This window comes from Streptomyces lincolnensis, from assembly GCF_001685355.1.
GTDB lineage: Bacteria > Actinomycetota > Actinomycetes > Streptomycetales > Streptomycetaceae > Streptomyces > Streptomyces lincolnensis.
The window spans coordinates 301225-317223 of sequence record NZ_CP016438.1 but is presented as its reverse complement, the minus strand read 5'-3'; the positions used below and the strand labels follow the sequence as shown (position 1 = coordinate 317223).

At 73.7% G+C, this 15999-nt stretch carries 16 protein-coding genes; 14 read left to right on the top strand and 2 right to left on the bottom strand.

Features of this window, described 5'->3' with window-relative positions; all coding sequences use genetic code 11:
- The first annotated feature begins 41 nt into the window (after window positions 1-41).
- Window positions 42-881, top strand: a complete 840-nt coding sequence (locus SLINC_RS01460; RefSeq protein WP_063844861.1) for a 23S rRNA (adenine(2058)-N(6))-methyltransferase Erm(U) — start codon at window positions 42-44, stop codon at window positions 879-881.
- A gap of 54 nt (window positions 882-935) precedes the next feature.
- Here SLINC_RS01460 and SLINC_RS01455 read toward each other — a convergent pair whose 3' ends face one another.
- Window positions 936-1988 (bottom strand): methyltransferase domain-containing protein, encoded by a 1053-nt coding sequence (locus SLINC_RS01455; RefSeq protein ID WP_067425682.1) that lies wholly within the window; start codon window positions 1986-1988, stop codon window positions 936-938.
- A 251-nt stretch (window positions 1989-2239) separates the two neighbouring features.
- Between SLINC_RS01455 and SLINC_RS01450 the strand changes: the two genes are divergently transcribed.
- The 11 genes from SLINC_RS01450 (at window position 2240) to SLINC_RS01400 (ending at window position 13128) form a co-directional block, all read left to right on the top strand.
- Window positions 2240-3025: a maleylpyruvate isomerase N-terminal domain-containing protein gene (locus tag SLINC_RS01450; RefSeq protein WP_079164363.1), complete on the top strand. Its 786-nt coding sequence runs from the start codon at window positions 2240-2242 to the stop codon at window positions 3023-3025.
- A complete protein-coding gene (locus tag SLINC_RS01445; protein ID WP_067425676.1) occupies window positions 3022-4332 on the top strand; it encodes a glycosyltransferase in 1311 nt (436 codons plus the stop codon). The genes SLINC_RS01450 and SLINC_RS01445 overlap by 4 nt, the downstream gene beginning before the upstream one ends.
- Complete coding sequence (locus tag SLINC_RS01440; RefSeq protein WP_079164362.1) at window positions 4329-5435, top strand: metallopeptidase TldD-related protein; 1107 nt, start codon at window positions 4329-4331, stop codon at window positions 5433-5435. The genes SLINC_RS01445 and SLINC_RS01440 overlap by 4 nt, the downstream gene beginning before the upstream one ends.
- 61 nt (window positions 5436-5496) lie before the next feature.
- On the top strand, window positions 5497-6159 hold the full coding sequence (locus tag SLINC_RS47855; RefSeq protein WP_067425670.1) for a transaldolase family protein: 663 nt from the start codon (window positions 5497-5499) through the stop codon (window positions 6157-6159).
- Entirely contained in the window at window positions 6156-7304 is a 1149-nt protein-coding gene (locus SLINC_RS01430; RefSeq protein WP_067425667.1) for a DegT/DnrJ/EryC1/StrS family aminotransferase, read from the top strand. Before SLINC_RS47855 ends, SLINC_RS01430 begins: the two co-directional genes overlap by 4 nt.
- A gap of 9 nt (window positions 7305-7313) precedes the next feature.
- Window positions 7314-8012, top strand: coding sequence for a nucleotidyltransferase family protein (locus SLINC_RS01425; protein WP_067425664.1), 699 nt, complete (start codon window positions 7314-7316; stop codon window positions 8010-8012).
- Window positions 8009-8992: a GHMP family kinase ATP-binding protein gene (locus tag SLINC_RS01420; RefSeq protein ID WP_067425661.1), complete on the top strand. Its 984-nt coding sequence runs from the start codon at window positions 8009-8011 to the stop codon at window positions 8990-8992. Before SLINC_RS01425 ends, SLINC_RS01420 begins: the two co-directional genes overlap by 4 nt.
- Window positions 8989-9993, top strand: a complete 1005-nt coding sequence (locus SLINC_RS01415) for a Gfo/Idh/MocA family protein (RefSeq protein WP_067425658.1) — start codon at window positions 8989-8991, stop codon at window positions 9991-9993. Before SLINC_RS01420 ends, SLINC_RS01415 begins: the two co-directional genes overlap by 4 nt.
- Window positions 9990-10847 carry an SIS domain-containing protein gene (locus tag SLINC_RS01410; protein WP_067425655.1) on the top strand — a complete coding sequence of 286 codons (858 nt, stop codon included), beginning with the start codon at window positions 9990-9992 and terminating at the stop codon, window positions 10845-10847. The genes SLINC_RS01415 and SLINC_RS01410 overlap by 4 nt, the downstream gene beginning before the upstream one ends.
- A complete protein-coding gene (locus tag SLINC_RS01405) occupies window positions 10844-11818 on the top strand; it encodes an NAD-dependent epimerase/dehydratase family protein (RefSeq protein WP_067425652.1) in 975 nt (324 codons plus the stop codon). Before SLINC_RS01410 ends, SLINC_RS01405 begins: the two co-directional genes overlap by 4 nt.
- The gene (locus tag SLINC_RS01400; RefSeq protein WP_159425318.1) at window positions 11815-13128 is read left to right on the top strand and encodes a UDP binding domain-containing protein; all 1314 of its coding nucleotides are present in this window, start codon (window positions 11815-11817) and stop codon (window positions 13126-13128) included. Before SLINC_RS01405 ends, SLINC_RS01400 begins: the two co-directional genes overlap by 4 nt.
- A 13-nt stretch (window positions 13129-13141) precedes the next feature.
- Here the strand turns inward: SLINC_RS01400 and SLINC_RS01395 are convergent, their stop codons facing one another.
- Complete coding sequence (locus SLINC_RS01395; RefSeq protein ID WP_067425645.1) at window positions 13142-13714, bottom strand: HAD family hydrolase; 573 nt, start codon at window positions 13712-13714, stop codon at window positions 13142-13144.
- Window positions 13715-13776: 62 nt separating this feature from the next.
- On the opposite strand from SLINC_RS01395, the gene SLINC_RS01390 reads away from it, so the two are divergent.
- On the top strand, window positions 13777-14526 hold the full coding sequence (locus tag SLINC_RS01390; protein ID WP_067425637.1) for a class I SAM-dependent DNA methyltransferase: 750 nt from the start codon (window positions 13777-13779) through the stop codon (window positions 14524-14526).
- Window positions 14519-15970, top strand: a complete 1452-nt coding sequence (locus tag SLINC_RS01385) for a TldD/PmbA family protein (RefSeq protein WP_067425634.1) — start codon at window positions 14519-14521, stop codon at window positions 15968-15970. Before SLINC_RS01390 ends, SLINC_RS01385 begins: the two co-directional genes overlap by 8 nt.
- Window positions 15971-15999 lie beyond the last annotated feature (29 nt).

The window sequence follows — 15999 nt, the reverse complement described above, 5'->3', positions numbered from 1 at the left end:
ACCGATTCACCGCTTGAATTCGTTCCATCTGGAGTGTGTACGTGCCCAGCCGATACGGCAGCCGGCAGGAACTCGGTCAGAATTTTCTCGTCGACCCCGACATCATCAAGCTGATACGCCGAGCCGCCGAACGAACGGAAGGTCCCATCGTTGATCTGGGCGCCGGAGACGGCGCCCTGACGCTGCCCTTGAGTCGATTGGGCCGCCCTGTCACCGCGGTTGAGCTCGATCCCCGCCGGGTCAAACGGCTTTCGGCGCGTGCCCCGGAAAACGTCAAGGTCGTCGGCGAGGACATTCTGCGCTTTCGGCTTCCGACCGTTCCGCACACCGTCGTGGGGAACATCCCCTTCCATGTCACGACGGCCACGATGCGCCGGATCCTCGTGGCTCCCGCATGGGTGTCGGCCGTCCTCGTGGTGCAGTGGGAAGTGGCGCGCCGCCGGGCCGGCATCGGCGGCTGCTCGCTGGTCACGGCGGAGTCCTGGCCGTGGTTCGACTTCTCGGTGCTCAAGCGGGTGCCGAGGTTCGCCTTCCGGCCCGCGCCCTCCGTGGACGGCGGGATCCTCGTCATCGAGCGGCGGCCCGAGCCACTGGTGCGGGAGCGCAGGGAGTACCAGGACTTCGTCAGACAGGTCTTCACCGGGCGCGGTCACGGGCTGCGGGAGATCCTCCAACGCATCGGGCGGGTCCAGGACAGCGACCTGTCCGCGTGGTTCAGGGCACATGGAGTCTCGCCGCAGGCGCTGCCGAAGGACCTCACCGCCGAGCAGTGGGCGTCGCTCTGGGGCATGGCGCGTGGCGGCCGGTCCGTGCCGCGGACGCGGCGACCCCGGGGCCTGCCGCCCCGCACGTCCCGCGGGCCGCGGCGCAACAGCGGCTGACGCGGGCGGCAACCGGCGTGGCGGGCCGGGCCCTTGGGGCCCGGCCCGCTCGCGTCACCGCCGCGGCACCAGGTCGTAGAAGCACATCCGGGGGCCCGCGCCGGGGCGCGTGTAGACCCGGCGGCAGTCCAGGGTGCTCCGCTCGAAGACGGAGAACCAGGCCGACCGGTCGCGGGGCAGGCCCTGCTGCGTGAGGACGTGGATGAGGAAGAAGTCGTCGTCGTTCTCCCGCCCGTCGTAGCGCAGCTCGGGCTCGCCGACCAGCAGGATCTTCTGGTGCGGGAACCGCGCCGCGTACTCGTCGAGCAGCTCGACCACGGCCTGCTCGCCATGACGGAAGTGCTCGTGCAGGGCGCTCATCACGCACAGGCCGTCCGCCTCGTAGCAGACCTCGGGCCAGTCGGCCGGCGCGAAGGCGTCGCCCACCACGAACTCCACCCGGTCCGCCACGCCCTGGCGTTCTGCCAGGTCCTGGGCCACCTCGACGGCGGCGGGGTCGATGTCGAGCCCGATGCCGGTGAGCGAGGGGTCGCGCAGGCAGGCGTCCACGAGGAGCTGCCCGCCGCCGCAGCCGACATCGAGGACGCGCCGGGCGCCCCGGCCGCGCATCGCCTCGACGACCACCGGGGTGTGGAAGAACGAGAACAGCGTGGCGCAGTGCAGGCCGAGCTGGCCGCCGTCGCGCACCACGTCGGTCCCGTACGTCGCCTTGCCCGTCAGGAGGTCCCCCATCCTGCCGGTGACGGACCCGTAGGCGCCCACGTAGATGCCGAGCCGCGCGAGCGAGAGGTCAGTGGTGAGGAACTCTCCGAGGCGGGTGAGGAGATAGGTCTCGCCCTGGCGTTCAAGGACCCCGCGGTTCGCCAGGTACCGCAGGAAGCCGGTCCCCGTGGGCTCGTGCAGGCCCGCGAGCAGGTCGTCCACGGACCGTGGGCCGCGGCGCAGCCGCTCCAGAAGCGGCGTCTCGGCCAGCGCGTGCACCGCGTGACAGACGTGCATCGCGCTGATCATGTCGGGCAGTTGGGAGAGGGTGAAAGCCTGCCATCCCCGGCGCTGTTCCGTGTCTTGGAGTTCGATGATTTCCGGGCTTTGCCGAACGGCTGTCATGGCACCTCGGTCCGTCTGAAGGGCTTGTTTGCCGCAATCGTGGAAGCTGTGATTGTCCCGCCGGCGAGACAGGGGCGAAATCTGCGCTCGTTCACCGTAGTTGCGGCCCCGACGGATAGTCGAGAACAGTTCCGTGCGATGGTTTTCGCGTTATCCGGCGGGTACCTTTCCCTTGCGGTTCGCGAAGGATCGCCCACCGCCTCGTCAAATGCTTTCCTGGCCCGCCTCGGGCCCCTTCTGACGCCCTTCTGATGACCTCTGACGCCCTTCCGCGTCGTACACCCGGAAGCTGGGAGAGAGCCATTTACGCCATCGAGTTGCAGCGCAAGGGACTGGCCCGGCTCGGGTCGGGTGTCACGGCACTGGCCGACGAGGGAAGACACCTGCGGGCCTGGCTCACGAGCGCCGACGCGGCGGCGTGGCGACGGCCCACACGCTGTGCGGAGTGGAACGTCCGGGACGTCGTCGCGCACCTGGCGAGCGGCGAGCTGTACAACCAGGCATGCGTGCACGACGACATCGCCTCGCTCGGCGAGTGGGCCGACGACGAGGCGTACAACGTCGGCCAGGTGGAGATGCGCCGCCACCTGAGCCACCGCGACGTCTTCGCGGAGTGGGACGAGCGCCACCGGGACGTGGTGGCCGCCTGGGGGGCCATGGACCCGGCCGACCCGCTCACCACGAGCTGGGGACCGTACCTGGTCGGCCTGCAGGCGTGGCACATCGCGTCGGAGTACGCGACCCACGCCGACGACATCGGGGTCCCCGTCCCCGCGGAGCGGGCCGCCTCCCGGCTCGACTGGCGCCTCGCCTTCTCCCAGTACGCGGTCGAGGAGTGCGAGCTGGGCCTTACGGTCGAGCCCGCCGAGGGCGACAGTGTGCTCGTGCGGGACGGGGCCGGGGCCGGGGCCGAACTCGTACTGACCCGTGAGCAGTTCGTGGCCGCGGTCAGCGCCCGGCTGCCGTACGACGCCGTCGCCGACGACCCCGCCGTTCACGCGCTGCTACGGCGCATGACGGTGCTGGTGGGGCCGTGACGGCGCGGACGGAACGGGGGCGCGCGCTCGCGTTCGTCTGGCTGATGGTCGAAGGCGCCCAGGTGGCTGCCGGCGGCGTGGCCGGCTATGTGCGGAATCTGCTCGACGAACAGGACGCCCTGCGCGACCACTTGGCCGAACGGGGCTGGTCGGTGGAGTTCGTCCTCGGGGAGCCGTTCTACGACCCGGGCGCGCCCGGCTACGACGAGGAGCGGTGGCGGCGGGTGCGTGAGCACCTCGCGGCCCGCGGTGGCCGGGCCGTCCGGCTCGTCAGCGACAGCGACGGCCTGGACGGCTGGGGCGAGGAGCGGTTCTTCCACGCCCTGTCGGCGACGGGCGCCCAGCTCGTCCTGGACACCGCCGAGCGCTGCGACGCGGTGGTGGCGGTCTCCGGCACCAGCGCGTTCGCCCGCGTCCCCGGCATGGTCCAGCGCCAGGGCGGCGAGCTGGCCGCCAAGGTGCTGCACGTGCACACCTTCGGCCTGGCCACGCACGACACCGCGCACGTGCCCTCGCCCGCCGAGATCGCCGCCGACGGCGACGTCGCCTTCTGGACCCGGCAGAGCGACCGGGTGAGCGTCGGCTACATCTCCCGGTACACCGCGGAGCTGTACGCGCGCACGTACGCCATCCCCGCCGCCGCCCTGCTGCCCAACCGCAGCGCGATACCGCGCCACGCGCCCCGCTTCGGCGTCCTGACGGAAGAACGGATCAACGAGCGGATCGCCGGACTCGGCCTGCCCGCCGAGGGCGAGTTCGTCGTCATGTGGGGGCGCAACAGCGCCCCCGGTCTGGACAAGGGCTACCACCTGCTCCTGGAGGCCGCCCGCGACCTGCCCGGCGTCGTGCCCGTCATCGCCACCCGCCGCCCCGACCCCGGTCTGCGGCGGCTCGCCGACCGGTACGCGGTGCCCGCCGTCCTCCTGGACGACCAGCCCTTCACACACCTGTCCGCGCTGTTGCAGTCCCCCCGGACGCTGGCGGCGGCGTTCCTGGGGGAGGCCGAGCCCGGGGCGGTGTCCCCGATGGAGGCGATGTGGGTGGCCCGCGAGTCAGGCGCCCTCGTCATCGCGGCGGACACCGGCAACCTGCCCGAGGTCGTGGACGACGGGGCCGCGGGCATCGTCACCCGCCGCACCGCGGCCGACGTCGCCGACGCGGTGCGGCGGGTGCGGAAGCTGACCGCCGACGAGCGGCGGAGGATGCGGGCCGCGGCCGCCGCGCGCGTACGCGCGCGCTTCGACTTCGCCGCCAACGTCCGGGAGTTGGCCGACGCCGCGGTCGACAGGCTGGCGGAGGTGTCATGAGTGCCTGGAGGAGGGCCCGGGTCGGGACGCTGAGGTTCGCCCGCTCCCGCGTCACCAGCCACGTCGAACGGGACCACTGCGACGGTACGGAGGGCGACTGTCCGGGCGGCCCCGCCCGCCCGCCTGTGGACGGAGCGCCACCGCCCGGACCGGATGCGGCGACCGGGCGCATGGAGCTGCTGTCCGCGCTGCTCGCCGCCACCTCCGATGGCCATGAACTCTACGGCCGCATCGAGGACCTGACCGGCACGACCGGGGCGCGCGCCGCCTCCGGAGCCGCCGCGACCGGTGCCGTCGCCCGTCGCACCGTCCTCGTCACCGCCGCCCTGGGGGAGACCACCCGCACCCGCGCCACGGTCCTGCCGGACCTGTCCGCGCCGCCGCCCCTGCCCACGGACCTCGTCCCGCCCCTCGTCGAACTGCCGCGGTACACCGGGGCGTTGCCGCCGCACACGGTCCTGGAGCCGATGGCGTTCGCGGAACTGCTCGCGGAGTTCGCCGCGGTGGCCCTCGCCGTGCACGGCCCGGACGACGTCGAGCGCTTTCGGCGCCACTGGGACGGCACCCGGGTCGGCGTGCCCGCCCTCACCGTGACGGACAGTCCAGGGGCACTCGGCGGCTGGCCGGTGGACAGCGAGGGCACGACGGCCGCCCGACTGCCCCTGGTCGAGGCCGGAACCGTGGTCGGGTGCGCCCTGGACCGGGCCACCGCCGATGCCCTGGGACGCGCCCCCACCGGGCGCGCCTCGCGCGAGGTGTCCGGCCTCGCGGCCTACCCGGCCAACCTCGTGGTGGAGCTGCCCGAGGCTCCCGCCGCCCCCGAGCCGTACCTGCGCGTGGAACGCCTGCACTACGTCAGCGTCGTCGACGCGGACACCGGCACGCTCACCGCCGCCACTCGCGACTTCACCACCGTGGTGGCGGACGGCCGTGCCGTCGGTGCCGTGCCGTCGGTCCGCTTCAGCGTCCGCGTACCGAGTCTGCTGCGGAGCATCGCCGGCGGCCTCGGCCCCGCCCACACCGTCCCGGTCAGTTGGGGCGGCTGTGTGGTGCGCTCCCCGGCTGTGCTCGTCACGGACCTGCCTCTGCTCAGCACCGCCTAGCCCGCCCCCGCTCAGCACCTCCGAGCTTCCTCGCTCGCTCGCATCCGAACGGAGTCAAGCCGTGAAGATCTTTCTGGATACGCCGGACCTGTCCGTGGTGGAACAGTGGCTGCCGCACGGCATCGTGGACGGGGTCACCACCAACCCCACGCTCCTGAGGAAGTCGGGAATCGAGGACTGGACGGGCACCGTCGGCGTCCTCGCCCGCCGCATCGCGCCCCGCGACCTGTCCGTCCAGGTCAGCGGAGTGGACCACGACGACATGGTGAGCCAGGCGAAGATGCTGGCCTCGCGCGGCGAGAACATCGTCATCAAGGTGCCGGTCATCTCGCCCGACGGGCGGCCCCACCTCGACGTGATGACCACGCTCCGCGAGTACGGCATACCGGTCAACGCCACCGCCTGTCTCTCTGCGGGCCAGGCGCTCGCCGCGGCCAAGGCGGGCGTCCGCTACGCCAGCCTCCTGTGGGGCCGGGTCGGCGACGAGGGCGGATGCCCCGAGAGCGTCGTCGCCGACATCACCGGCCTGCTGCGGCGGCACGGCATGACGGCCCAACTCCTCGTCGGCAGCGTGCGCGCGCCCGCGGACATCACCCGGGCCCTGACCGCGGGCGCCGATGCCGTGACCGTGCCGCCCGCCCTGCTCGCCCGCTGGCTCGACCACCACTACGCGCGCGCCACCGTGCGTGACTTCCAGGCCGACGCGGGGGTGAAGTACGAGTGAGCGACTACATCCCCTTCGCCGCGCCCTGCTTCGACACCGCCGAGGAGGAGGCCGTACTGCGCGTCGTGCGCAGCGGCTGGGTCTCCACCGGCGCCGAGGCGCAATCCTTCGAGGAGGAGTTCGCGGCGTACATCGGCGTCGCCCACGCCGTGGCCCTCACCTCCTGCACCGCCGCGCTGCACGTGGCGCTCAAGGCGTACGGCATCGGCCCCGGCGACGAGGTGATCGTGCCCACCATGACCTTCGTGGCCACGGCCACCAGCGTGGTCCACGCCGGGGCGGCGCCCGTGCTCGCGGACGTCGGTCCCGAGCACCTCACCCTCGACCCCGACCAGGTCAAGTCCCTGATCACCGAACGCACCAAGGCGGTCGTGCCCGTGCACTTCGGCGGCCGCATGGCCGCCATGGAACCCCTGCGCGAGCTGTGCGACAGCCACGGCCTGACGCTGCTCGAAGACGCCGCGCACACCCTGCCCGCACGCGACGGGGACGCGGTCGCGGGCCGGGCCGGCGACGCGTCGGCGTTCTCCTTCTTCGCCACGAAGCCGATCACCACGGCCGAGGGCGGAATGCTGTGCACCGACGACGCGCGCGTCGCCGACGAGGCCCGCCGGTGGAGCCTGCACGGCCTCAGCCGCGGCGCCGTCAACCGCTACCGGCCGGGTCACAGCGCCGCGTACGACGTGGACCGCCCCGGCCACAAATACAACATGTCCGACCTGGCCGCCGCCCTGGGCCGGGCTCAGCTCGCCAAGGCCGGCCGGCTGCACGCGCGGCGCACCGCCATCGCGGAGGTCTATCTGCGCGAACTCGCAGGGCTCGACCGCCTGGAGCTGCCCGCGGCGGACACCGCCACCAACCGCAGCTCCTGGTACCTGTTCCCGGTGCGGGTGCACGGGCACCGGCGCGACGCGTTCCGGCAGCGGCTGCACGCCCTCGGGGTCGGCACCAGCGTCCACTTCGAGCCGCTGCACCGCTTCACCTGGCTGCGGGACCACGTCGTCCGCACGGGCCAGGGCTTCCCGGTCGCCGACGCCGCCGCGGACACGCTCGTCTCGCTGCCCGTCTTCCCCGCCATGGACGACGCCGCGGTGTCCCGGGTCGTGGCCGCCGTCCGCCGGGCCCACGACGAGGCGGGACGGTGAGGCCCGGCCATGGTCGCGTCGACCGAACCACCGATGACCCTCGTCGTCCTCGCCGGCGGGCGGGGCACCCGCATGGGCGCGTACGCGCGCACGACCGCGAAGGCACTGCTCCCGGTGGACGGCGAACCCTTCCTCGTCCGGGCGCTGCGCCGCTACCGGGCGGGCGGCGTCACCGATGTCGTGCTGTGCACCGGGCACCACGCCGCCCAGGTCCAGGAGGTGATCGGGGACGGGTCCGCCCTGGGCCTTCGCGTCACCCACAGCGCGGAGCCCGAGCCGCTCGGCCCGATCGGGGCGCTCCGCCACGCCCTGCCGCTGCTCCCCGAGACCTACCTGCTGACGTACTGCGATGTCGTCCCCACCATCGACGTGCGCTCCTTCACCGCCGCCGCGAGGGCCAGCGACTGCCCGGCGGTGATGGCCGTCGGCACGGCGCCCACGCCGCCCGAGGCCAATGTGCTGCTGAGCGGGCAGCAGGTGTCCTCCTACGCCAAGTCCCCGCCGCCGCCCGGCGCGACGCACTGCGACCGCGGACTGCTCGCCCTGGAGCGACGGCTCCTCGACCGGCACCCGGGCCGTACCGAGGCGGACTTCTACGGCGCGCTCGCCCGCCGCGGCGAGCTCGGCGCCGTCCGGATCGGCGCACCGGGCGCGGACATCGGCACGGCACACCGCTACGAGCGCTATCTGCGGACAGGTGAGAAATGATCGACGTCACGGCGCCCCTGCGGCTCTCCCTCGCGGGCGGCGGCTCCGACCTGCCGGAACACTACGAACGGCACGGCTGCCGACTCCTGGCCGTCGCCCTGACCGCACACGTGCGGCTGCGCCTTGCCGAGGCCCCCGAGGGTGTGACCGTGCGCGCCTTCGGCACCGAGACACGGGCCGAGCACGCCTCCAGCCACCCCGACCCGCTGGTGCGCGCCGCCCTCGGGTACTTCGGCATCGACCGCGGCGTGCACCTGACGGTCGAGTCGGACGTCGCGCCCGGCAGTGGGCTCGGCGGCTCCGGCGCGTTCCTCGTCGCCCTGGCCACCGCCCTGTCCCACCTGACCGGCGACCCGCTCACCCCGGCCGCCGCCGCCCGCGCCGCCTTCCGCATCGAACGCGCCCTGTGCGGCCGCCCCGTGGGCCAGCAGGACCACTGGACGGCGGCGAGCGGCGCGGCCATCGAGCTGCGCATCGCACCGGACGGCACGGCCGACGCCCGCCCCGACCCCGAACTGTACGAAGCGCTGGGGCCGTTGCTCGACCACCGGCTGCTCCTGCTGCGCACCCCCCTCACACGTTCCGCCAGCCGCCCCCTGGCGGCACAGGCCCGAGCACTGCGCGGGAAGCGGGACATGACGCACATCCAGAGCCTCGTCGACGACGTCCGCAAGGCACTCGTCGCCGCCGACATCGCCCGCGTCGGGGCGCTCCTGCACGAGCACTGGACGGCCAAGCGCGCCGTCAGCGACGCGATGAGCACCCCCGAGATCGACCGCTGGTACGCGATGGTCCGCGACCACGGCGCGTACGGCGCCAAGCTCGTCGGCGCGGGCGGCGGCGGCCATCTCCTGGTCGCCACCGAGGCCGCCGACGCGGACCGCCTGACCACCGCCATGGCGGCCGAGGGCCTGACCAGGGTCGTCGTCGGCACCCACCCGCTCGGGGTCACCGCGCATCGCGGAGAGGGGCGGGCATGACCCACAGGTGCGGCATCATCGGCACCGGCCTCCAGGCCACCCGGCGCGTGCGGGCCCTGATCGAGGCCGCGGACGCCGAGCCGGTCGCGGTCGCCGGAGCCACCCCCGACACGACCAAGGCGTTCGCCGCCGAGCACGGCCTGAACGCCGTGGCCGACTGGCGGGAGCTGGTGGCGGACGACGGCATCGACGTCGTCCTCGTCTGCGTACCGCCCCATCTGCACGCCGAGATGACGCTCGCGGCGCTGCGCGCCGGCAAGCACGTGCTGTGCGAGAAGCCGCTGGCACGCACCGCCGACGAGGCGGACGAGATGTGCCGGGTCGCGCGGGCGACGGGCCGCGTCCTCGGCTGCGGCTTCAACCACCGACACCACCCGGCCCTCGCCGCGCTCGGCGACCGCATCGCCCGCGGAGAGCTGGGCCGCCCCCTGTGGGCGCGCGCCGCCTACGGCATCGCGGGCCGCGACGGATACGAGCGCGAGTGGCGCGCCGACCCCCGCCAGGTCTCCGGCGGCCAGCTCATGGAGCAGGGCATCCACGTCGTCGATCTGCTGCGGAGCTACTTCGGCGAGGTCGAGGCGGTCACCTCGCTCCGGTCGAGCACGGTGTGGCCCATCGCGCCGCTGGAGGAGGACGCCATGGTGCTCCTGCGCCACCACAGCGGCGTGCTGGCGCAGCTGCACTCCTCGCTCACCCAGTGGGTGAACACGTTCCGCCTGGAGGTCGGCGGCGACGAGGCCGTGGCCGAGGTACAAGGGCTCGCCGGGTCGTACGGCACGCAGTCACTGTCCGTGTGGCCGCGCACGGACGGGCCGTTCACCGTCACCCGCCAGGAGTTCCGCTCCGGTGACCGCTCCTGGGCCCTGGAGTGGGCCGAGTTCGCCCGCCTGCTGTCCCTGCCCGCACCCGATCAGACCTCGGCCCTCGACGGAGCGGCCGCGATCCGTGTCGTGGCCGCCGCCTACACCGCCGCCGACACCCTCACCTGGGAGAAACCGTGAGCACTCTGGACGAGGTCCTCGCCCTGCTCCGCACCATCGCGCCGAGCGGCGACGAGACCGAACTCACCGCCGACACCCTCCTGTTCAGCTCCGGCCTGCTCGACAGTCTCGCCCTGGAGGAGCTGCACGTCGCCATCGAGGAGCGCTGGGCGCCCATCCCACCCATGGAACTGGCGCGGGCGAACTTCGACACCCCGGCCGCCATCGCCGCGACGGTGGCCCGTATCACCCATGAGGAGACCCCTGTGAGTGTTGTGAGGAACCTCCTGTCCGACTCGGGCCGGCTGACCGCCGACCTCGCACCGGACGCTATCGAGCGCGGTGCGCAGCTGCTCTTCGACACCTGGCACGCCGGCGGCACCACCCTGTCCTGCGGCAACGGCGGCTCGGCCTCGACCGCCTCCCACTTCGCCGCCGACCTCGCCAAGCTCACCATCGTGCCCGGACAGCGCCGCATGCGGACGCTGTGCCTGAACGACAACGCCTCCGCGTTCTCGGCGTGGACCAACGACGAGGGCTTCCCCGTCGTCTACCGGGAGCAGGCCGAGCCCTGGCTGGAGCCCACCGCCACTCTGGTCGCGTTCTCCGTGCACGGCGGCTCCCGCGGGGGCGAAGTGTCGGCGAACCTGCCCGCCGTCGCCCGCCTCGCCAAGGAACGCGGCGCCGCCGTGGTCGCGGTCACCGGCTTCGACGGCGGCGCCCTCGGCGACCTCGCGGACGTCCACATCAACATCCCGCACGCCACCGAGCCCGTGGCGACCCCGCTGATCGAGTCGCTGCACGTCCTCGTCCACCACGCCCTGTGCGTCGGCGCACGCGCCCTGATCCTGGAGAAGGCGGGGGAGCCGGCATGAGCGGGCGGTACTGCGTCACCGGCGGAGCCGGGTTCATCGGCAGCCACTTCGTCGAACGGCTCCTCGCCGAGGAAGGCACCCGGGAGGTCGTCGCGTACGACGACCTCAGCAACACCACCACCCGGTGGATCGAGCCGCTGCTCGCCGACGAGCGGCTGCGGTTCGTCCGCGCCGACGTGCTCGACACCGCCCGGCTCACCGAAGAGCTCACGGGCTGGACGCAGGACGACGTCGTCGTCCACCTGGCCTCCAGCGTGGACATGCGCAAGGGCTACCACGACCGTGGCTTCGATCTGCGGCAGTGCGCCGAGGGCACCCTCTCCGTGCTCAACGCCATGCGCGCGAGTGGACCGCGCACCGTCCTGTTCTCCTCCAGCTCCACGGTGTACGGCGACCCCGTGACGCTGCCCACGCCGGAGCACGCGGGCCCGTACGCGCCCATCTCGATGTACGGGGCCGGGAAGCTCGCCGCGGAGGCGCTGCTCAGCGCCTACTGCCACCTGGACGGGTTCACGGCCCACGTCTTCAGGTTCGGCAACGTGGTGGGCGGCCGCATGAACCACGGCGTCATCCACGACTTCATCGAGAAACTCGACGCCCGACGCGACCGCCTCCAGGTCCTCGGGGACGGCAGGCAGCGCAAGAACTACTTCCTCGTCGAGGAGTGCGTGGACGGCATCCTCACCGCCAGCGGCAAGCTGGGGCCCGGCTTCCACGTCCTCAACCTCGGCAACCCCGGCACCGTGTCGGTGGACGAGATCGCCGCCATCGTCATCGACGAGATGGGCCTGAAGGGCGTCGGGCTGGAGCACGAGGGCGGCGTGCGCGGCTGGCCGGGGGACGTGCCCGTCGTCGAATACGACCTGACCCGCGTGCACGAACTGGGCTGGAGCGCGCCCACCGACGGGCGCCAGGCCATCAGGACCTGCGCCCGGCGGCTCCTGGCGGAACGGGGGTGGCAGCGGCCGTGACCGACGCGACGCACCGGGTCGCGGTCTGCGGCCTGTGGCACCTCGGCTCGACCGCCGCGGCCGGGCTGCTCACCCATGGCCGCGCCGTCGTCGCGTACGACCCGCAGGAGCACCTGCGGGCCGGCGCGGCGGCCGCGACGCCACCGACCGGCGAGCCCGGCGTCGGCGAGGTGCTCCGACGGGGCCTGCGCGAAGGCAGGTTGCGGGTGGCCGACGCGCTCGCCGAGTGGGCGCGGAACGCGCTGTGCGTCCTGGCCTACGACAGCGCCGTCGACGCGGACGGCGGCGTGGACGACGCGCGGCTTGCCCAGGCGGTGGCCGCGTTCGCCCGGCACGCGCCCGCGGGCGCGACCCTCGCCGTCCTCAGCCAGGTACCCGCGCACACCCATGTGCGCTGGCGCCGCACCCTGCTCGCGCACCGTCCCGACGTCAACCTCGTGCACATCCCGGAGAACCTGCGCCTGGGCCGGGCCATGGACGACTTCGTGGCGCCGGCCCGACTGGTGGTGGGCGCGGAGGAGCGGTGCACGGCCGAGCGCACCGCACGTTCGCTCTTCCCACGCGCCACGCCCGCGTACGTCACGCTCACCGAGGCCGAGCTCGTCAAGCACGCCACCAACGCCTACCTGGGCATGTGCGTGTCCTTCGGCAACGAGCTCGGCTGGCTCGCCGCCCACCTGGGCGCCGACCCTCAGGTGGTGGCGCGGCTCCTGAAGGCCGACCCGAGGGTGGCCGACGCGGCGCCCCTGCTGCCCGGCGCGGCGTTCTCCGGGGCCACCCTGCGCCGTGACCTGGTGGCGCTCAGCCGGATCGGCGCGAAGTGGGGCCGGCCGGAGTTCTTCGACACCGTTCTCACCGTCAACGACCGGCACGCCGCCTTCCCCCTCGACCTGCTCGGCGCGGAACTCGGGAACCTGAAGGACCGGCGGATCGCCGTGGCCGGGCTCACCTACAAGCCGGGCACGGCCACCCTGCGCGACTCCCTGCCGCTCCGGCTCGTTCGGACACTGCTCACCGACGGCGCGGAGGTCGTCGCGTACGACCCGGTCGCCGAGGATCTGCCGGACGACGTCGGCGCACGGCGGGCGGCCACCCTGGCCGACGCCGTGCGCGGCGCCGACGCGCTGCTCGTGGCCGCCGCCCTGCCAGAACTCGACGGCGCGGACTGGGCGGGACTGCGGCCCGCCGCCCGCCTGGTGGTGGACGGCTGCGGCGCCCTCGACCCGGCGGCCCTGTCCGCAGCCGGGTGGCGGTGCCTCGGCCTGCACCCGCGGTGGCAGGAGGTGACCGGTGCGCATGCCGCCCCGTGACCCGCCCCACCGGTCAGCGGCCGCCGTGCCCGCCGAGCGCCACCGCCACGGCGCGGGCGAGGCTCGGCACGCGGTGGTACGGCGGATCGGGTCGCCGCTCGCGGTAGCCCCGGTCGATCCACACCGCGGCGCACCCCGCCCGGTGCGCCGTGCCCACGTCCCGCCAGCGGTCGCCGACGACGAAGCTGCGCGACAGATCGGCGCCGCAGTGCCGGGCCGCCCGCAACACCAGGCCGGGCCCGGGCTTGCGGCACGAGCAGCCGTCGGCGTCGTCGTGGAGGCAGGTGAAGAAGGACTCCGGGGCGATGCCGAGCAGTTCGGCGGTGCGCGCGTTGACGGCGCGCACCGCCTCCGCGGTGGCCGTGCCGCGGGCCACGTCCGGCTGATTGGTGACGACGGCCAGGGCGAAACCGGCCGCGCGCAGGGAGAGCACCGCGTCCACGGCGTGCGGATCGAGCCGGACGTCGTCCGCACTGCGCGGCGGGTAGGGCCTGCCGTCGCGCACCGTCGCCTCGATCAGCACGCCGTCCCGGTCGAAGAACACCGCCGGTACCGGCTGCCGTGTCGACTGTCCCTCGCGTCCCATGCCACCGTCTCCCTGCGGCCGCTCGCCGAGTGGCCAACGTCCTGGTGAGGAAAGAGAATTCAATGTCCGACCATGATTTCGCGAAGCTCTACGGTGACAAGATCGCAGATGTCTACGACGTGTGGCCCGGGGACGCGGGACCGCCCCCGGACGCGGACCGCGCGGCCCCCTTCCTGGCCGCACTCGCCAACGGCCGCCCGGCCCTCGAACTCGGCGTGGGTACCGGCCGGGTCGCCGTGCCGCTCGCCGAGTCCGGCGTCGAGGTGCACGGCGTGGACAGCTCGGCGCGGATGCTGGAGATCCTCAAGGAGAAGAGCGGCGGTGCGGTGCACGGCCACCAACAGGACTTCGGCCGCCTCGATCTGGGGGAGCGCCGCTTCGGCCTCGTCTTCGCCCTGTTCAACACGCTTTTTTGCCTGCTGACGCAGGACGAGCAGATCGCCTGCCTGCGGTCGGCGGCCAACTGCCTCGAAACGGAGGGCCTCCTGGTCCTTCAGTGCCTCAACCCCAAGTCCCTGCCCGACGGCAGTGACGTCGGCGTGGTCGAGCTGGAGCACGACGGCGTCCACCTCGACGTCTCCAAACACGATCCCGTCGCTCAGACGCTGACGGCCCATCACATCGTCCTGAGCGAGTCCGGCGCCCGCTTCTTCCCGTACACACTGCGCTACTCCCACCCCACGGAGCTGGACCTGATGGCCCGCTTCGCGGGCTTCGAACTCCGCAGCCGCCACGCCGACTTCGACGGTGCCGCCTACCGCCCGGACAGCCGCTACCACGTGTCCGTCTACGCCCGGGCGCACGGTGACTAGGGCGCGACGGCTCGCCGCCGCCGCGTTCCGGGCCGCCGGCCGGCACGGCGCCGACCACACCGTGGTCCACTTCGACACCACCGCCGAGGAGACCACCCGGGCGGCCGGGCCCAGCAGCGGCCACACCCGGCAGGAGCGACGGGAAGCCGGCGTGCGGGTGTACCGCGACGGCGCGGTGGGAGTCGCCTACGGCCCCGCCGACGACGCGAGCGGCCTGGCCGGCCTGGCCGAGCGGGCCTGCCTCCTGGCCCAGCGGTCCCCCGGGGACAAGGCCCCGCCGCACCGGCCGCCCGAGCCCACCGCGCGCACCCACCGGACGCCCCTCGCCGTCGACCCGGCGGCCGTGGCCGTGGCCGAGCGGGAGGAGCTGGCCAGTGAGGCGGCGGCACGGGCCCTGGCGGTGCCCGGCTGCGACCACGCCGAGGCGGAGCTCTCGGTCCACCGGCGCACCACGCATCTGCTCTTCGCGGACGGCGGCGACCTCGCCAAGGAGTCGGTGCAGAGCGGCGGTTGGGTCCGCGCCACCGCCGACGGGCCCAGCGGCCCCGGCATACGGACCTACCCGGAGCGCACCGGGCGCCACGCGAGCGCCGGCTGGGAGCACATCGCGGCCCTCCGGCTGCCGGACGGGGCCACCACTGCCGCCCGCGAGGCGGTGCTGCTCTCCCGGGCCAGGCCCTGCCCGGAAGGCGCCGGTCCCGTCGTCATCGACTCCAGCCAACTCGCCCTCCAGCTCCACGAGTCCGTCGGGCACCCGCTGGAGGAGGACCGCATCCTGGGCTGGGAGGCCGACTACGCGGGCGGCTCCTTCGTCACCCTCCAGGACGTGGGGCACCTCGCCTACGGATCCGAGCACGTGTCCGTGGTGGCCGACCCGACGGGCACCGGGGCCGGCGCGACGCCCTGGGACGACGAGGGCACGCCGACCGCCGCCGCACCGCTCATCGAACGGGGCACCCTGGTCGGCCTGTTGAGCAGCCGCACGGTAGCCGCCGCGTCGGGGCGGCCACTGACCGCCGCCGGCGCGCGGGCCGAGGGCGCCGCCCTGCCCCTGGTCCGCATGACGAACGTGAACCTGCTGCCCGGCTCCGGCACCGAGCAGGACCTGCTCGACACCATGGGCGAGGGCCTGCTGCTCACCGGGAACCACTCCTTCTCCATCGACGACCACCGCGAGGTCTTCCACTTCACCTGCGAACTGGCCTGGCGCATCCGGGGCGGACAGCGCGTCGAGCCGCTGCGCGGTCCCCGCTACCACGGCCGGACCCTGGACTTCTGGCGGTCCTGCGCACATGTGGCGGGCCCCGAGGCGTGGACCATGCACAGCGTCACGTTCTGCATGAAGGGCCAGCCCGTGCAGACCGCGCGCGTCGGCCACGGCGCCGCCCCCGCGCTCTTCTCCCACGTGCGCTACGGCTCCGTCCAGGGCGGCGCCCCTGGCTGACCACCCCACAACCGCCCGTTGCACACGAC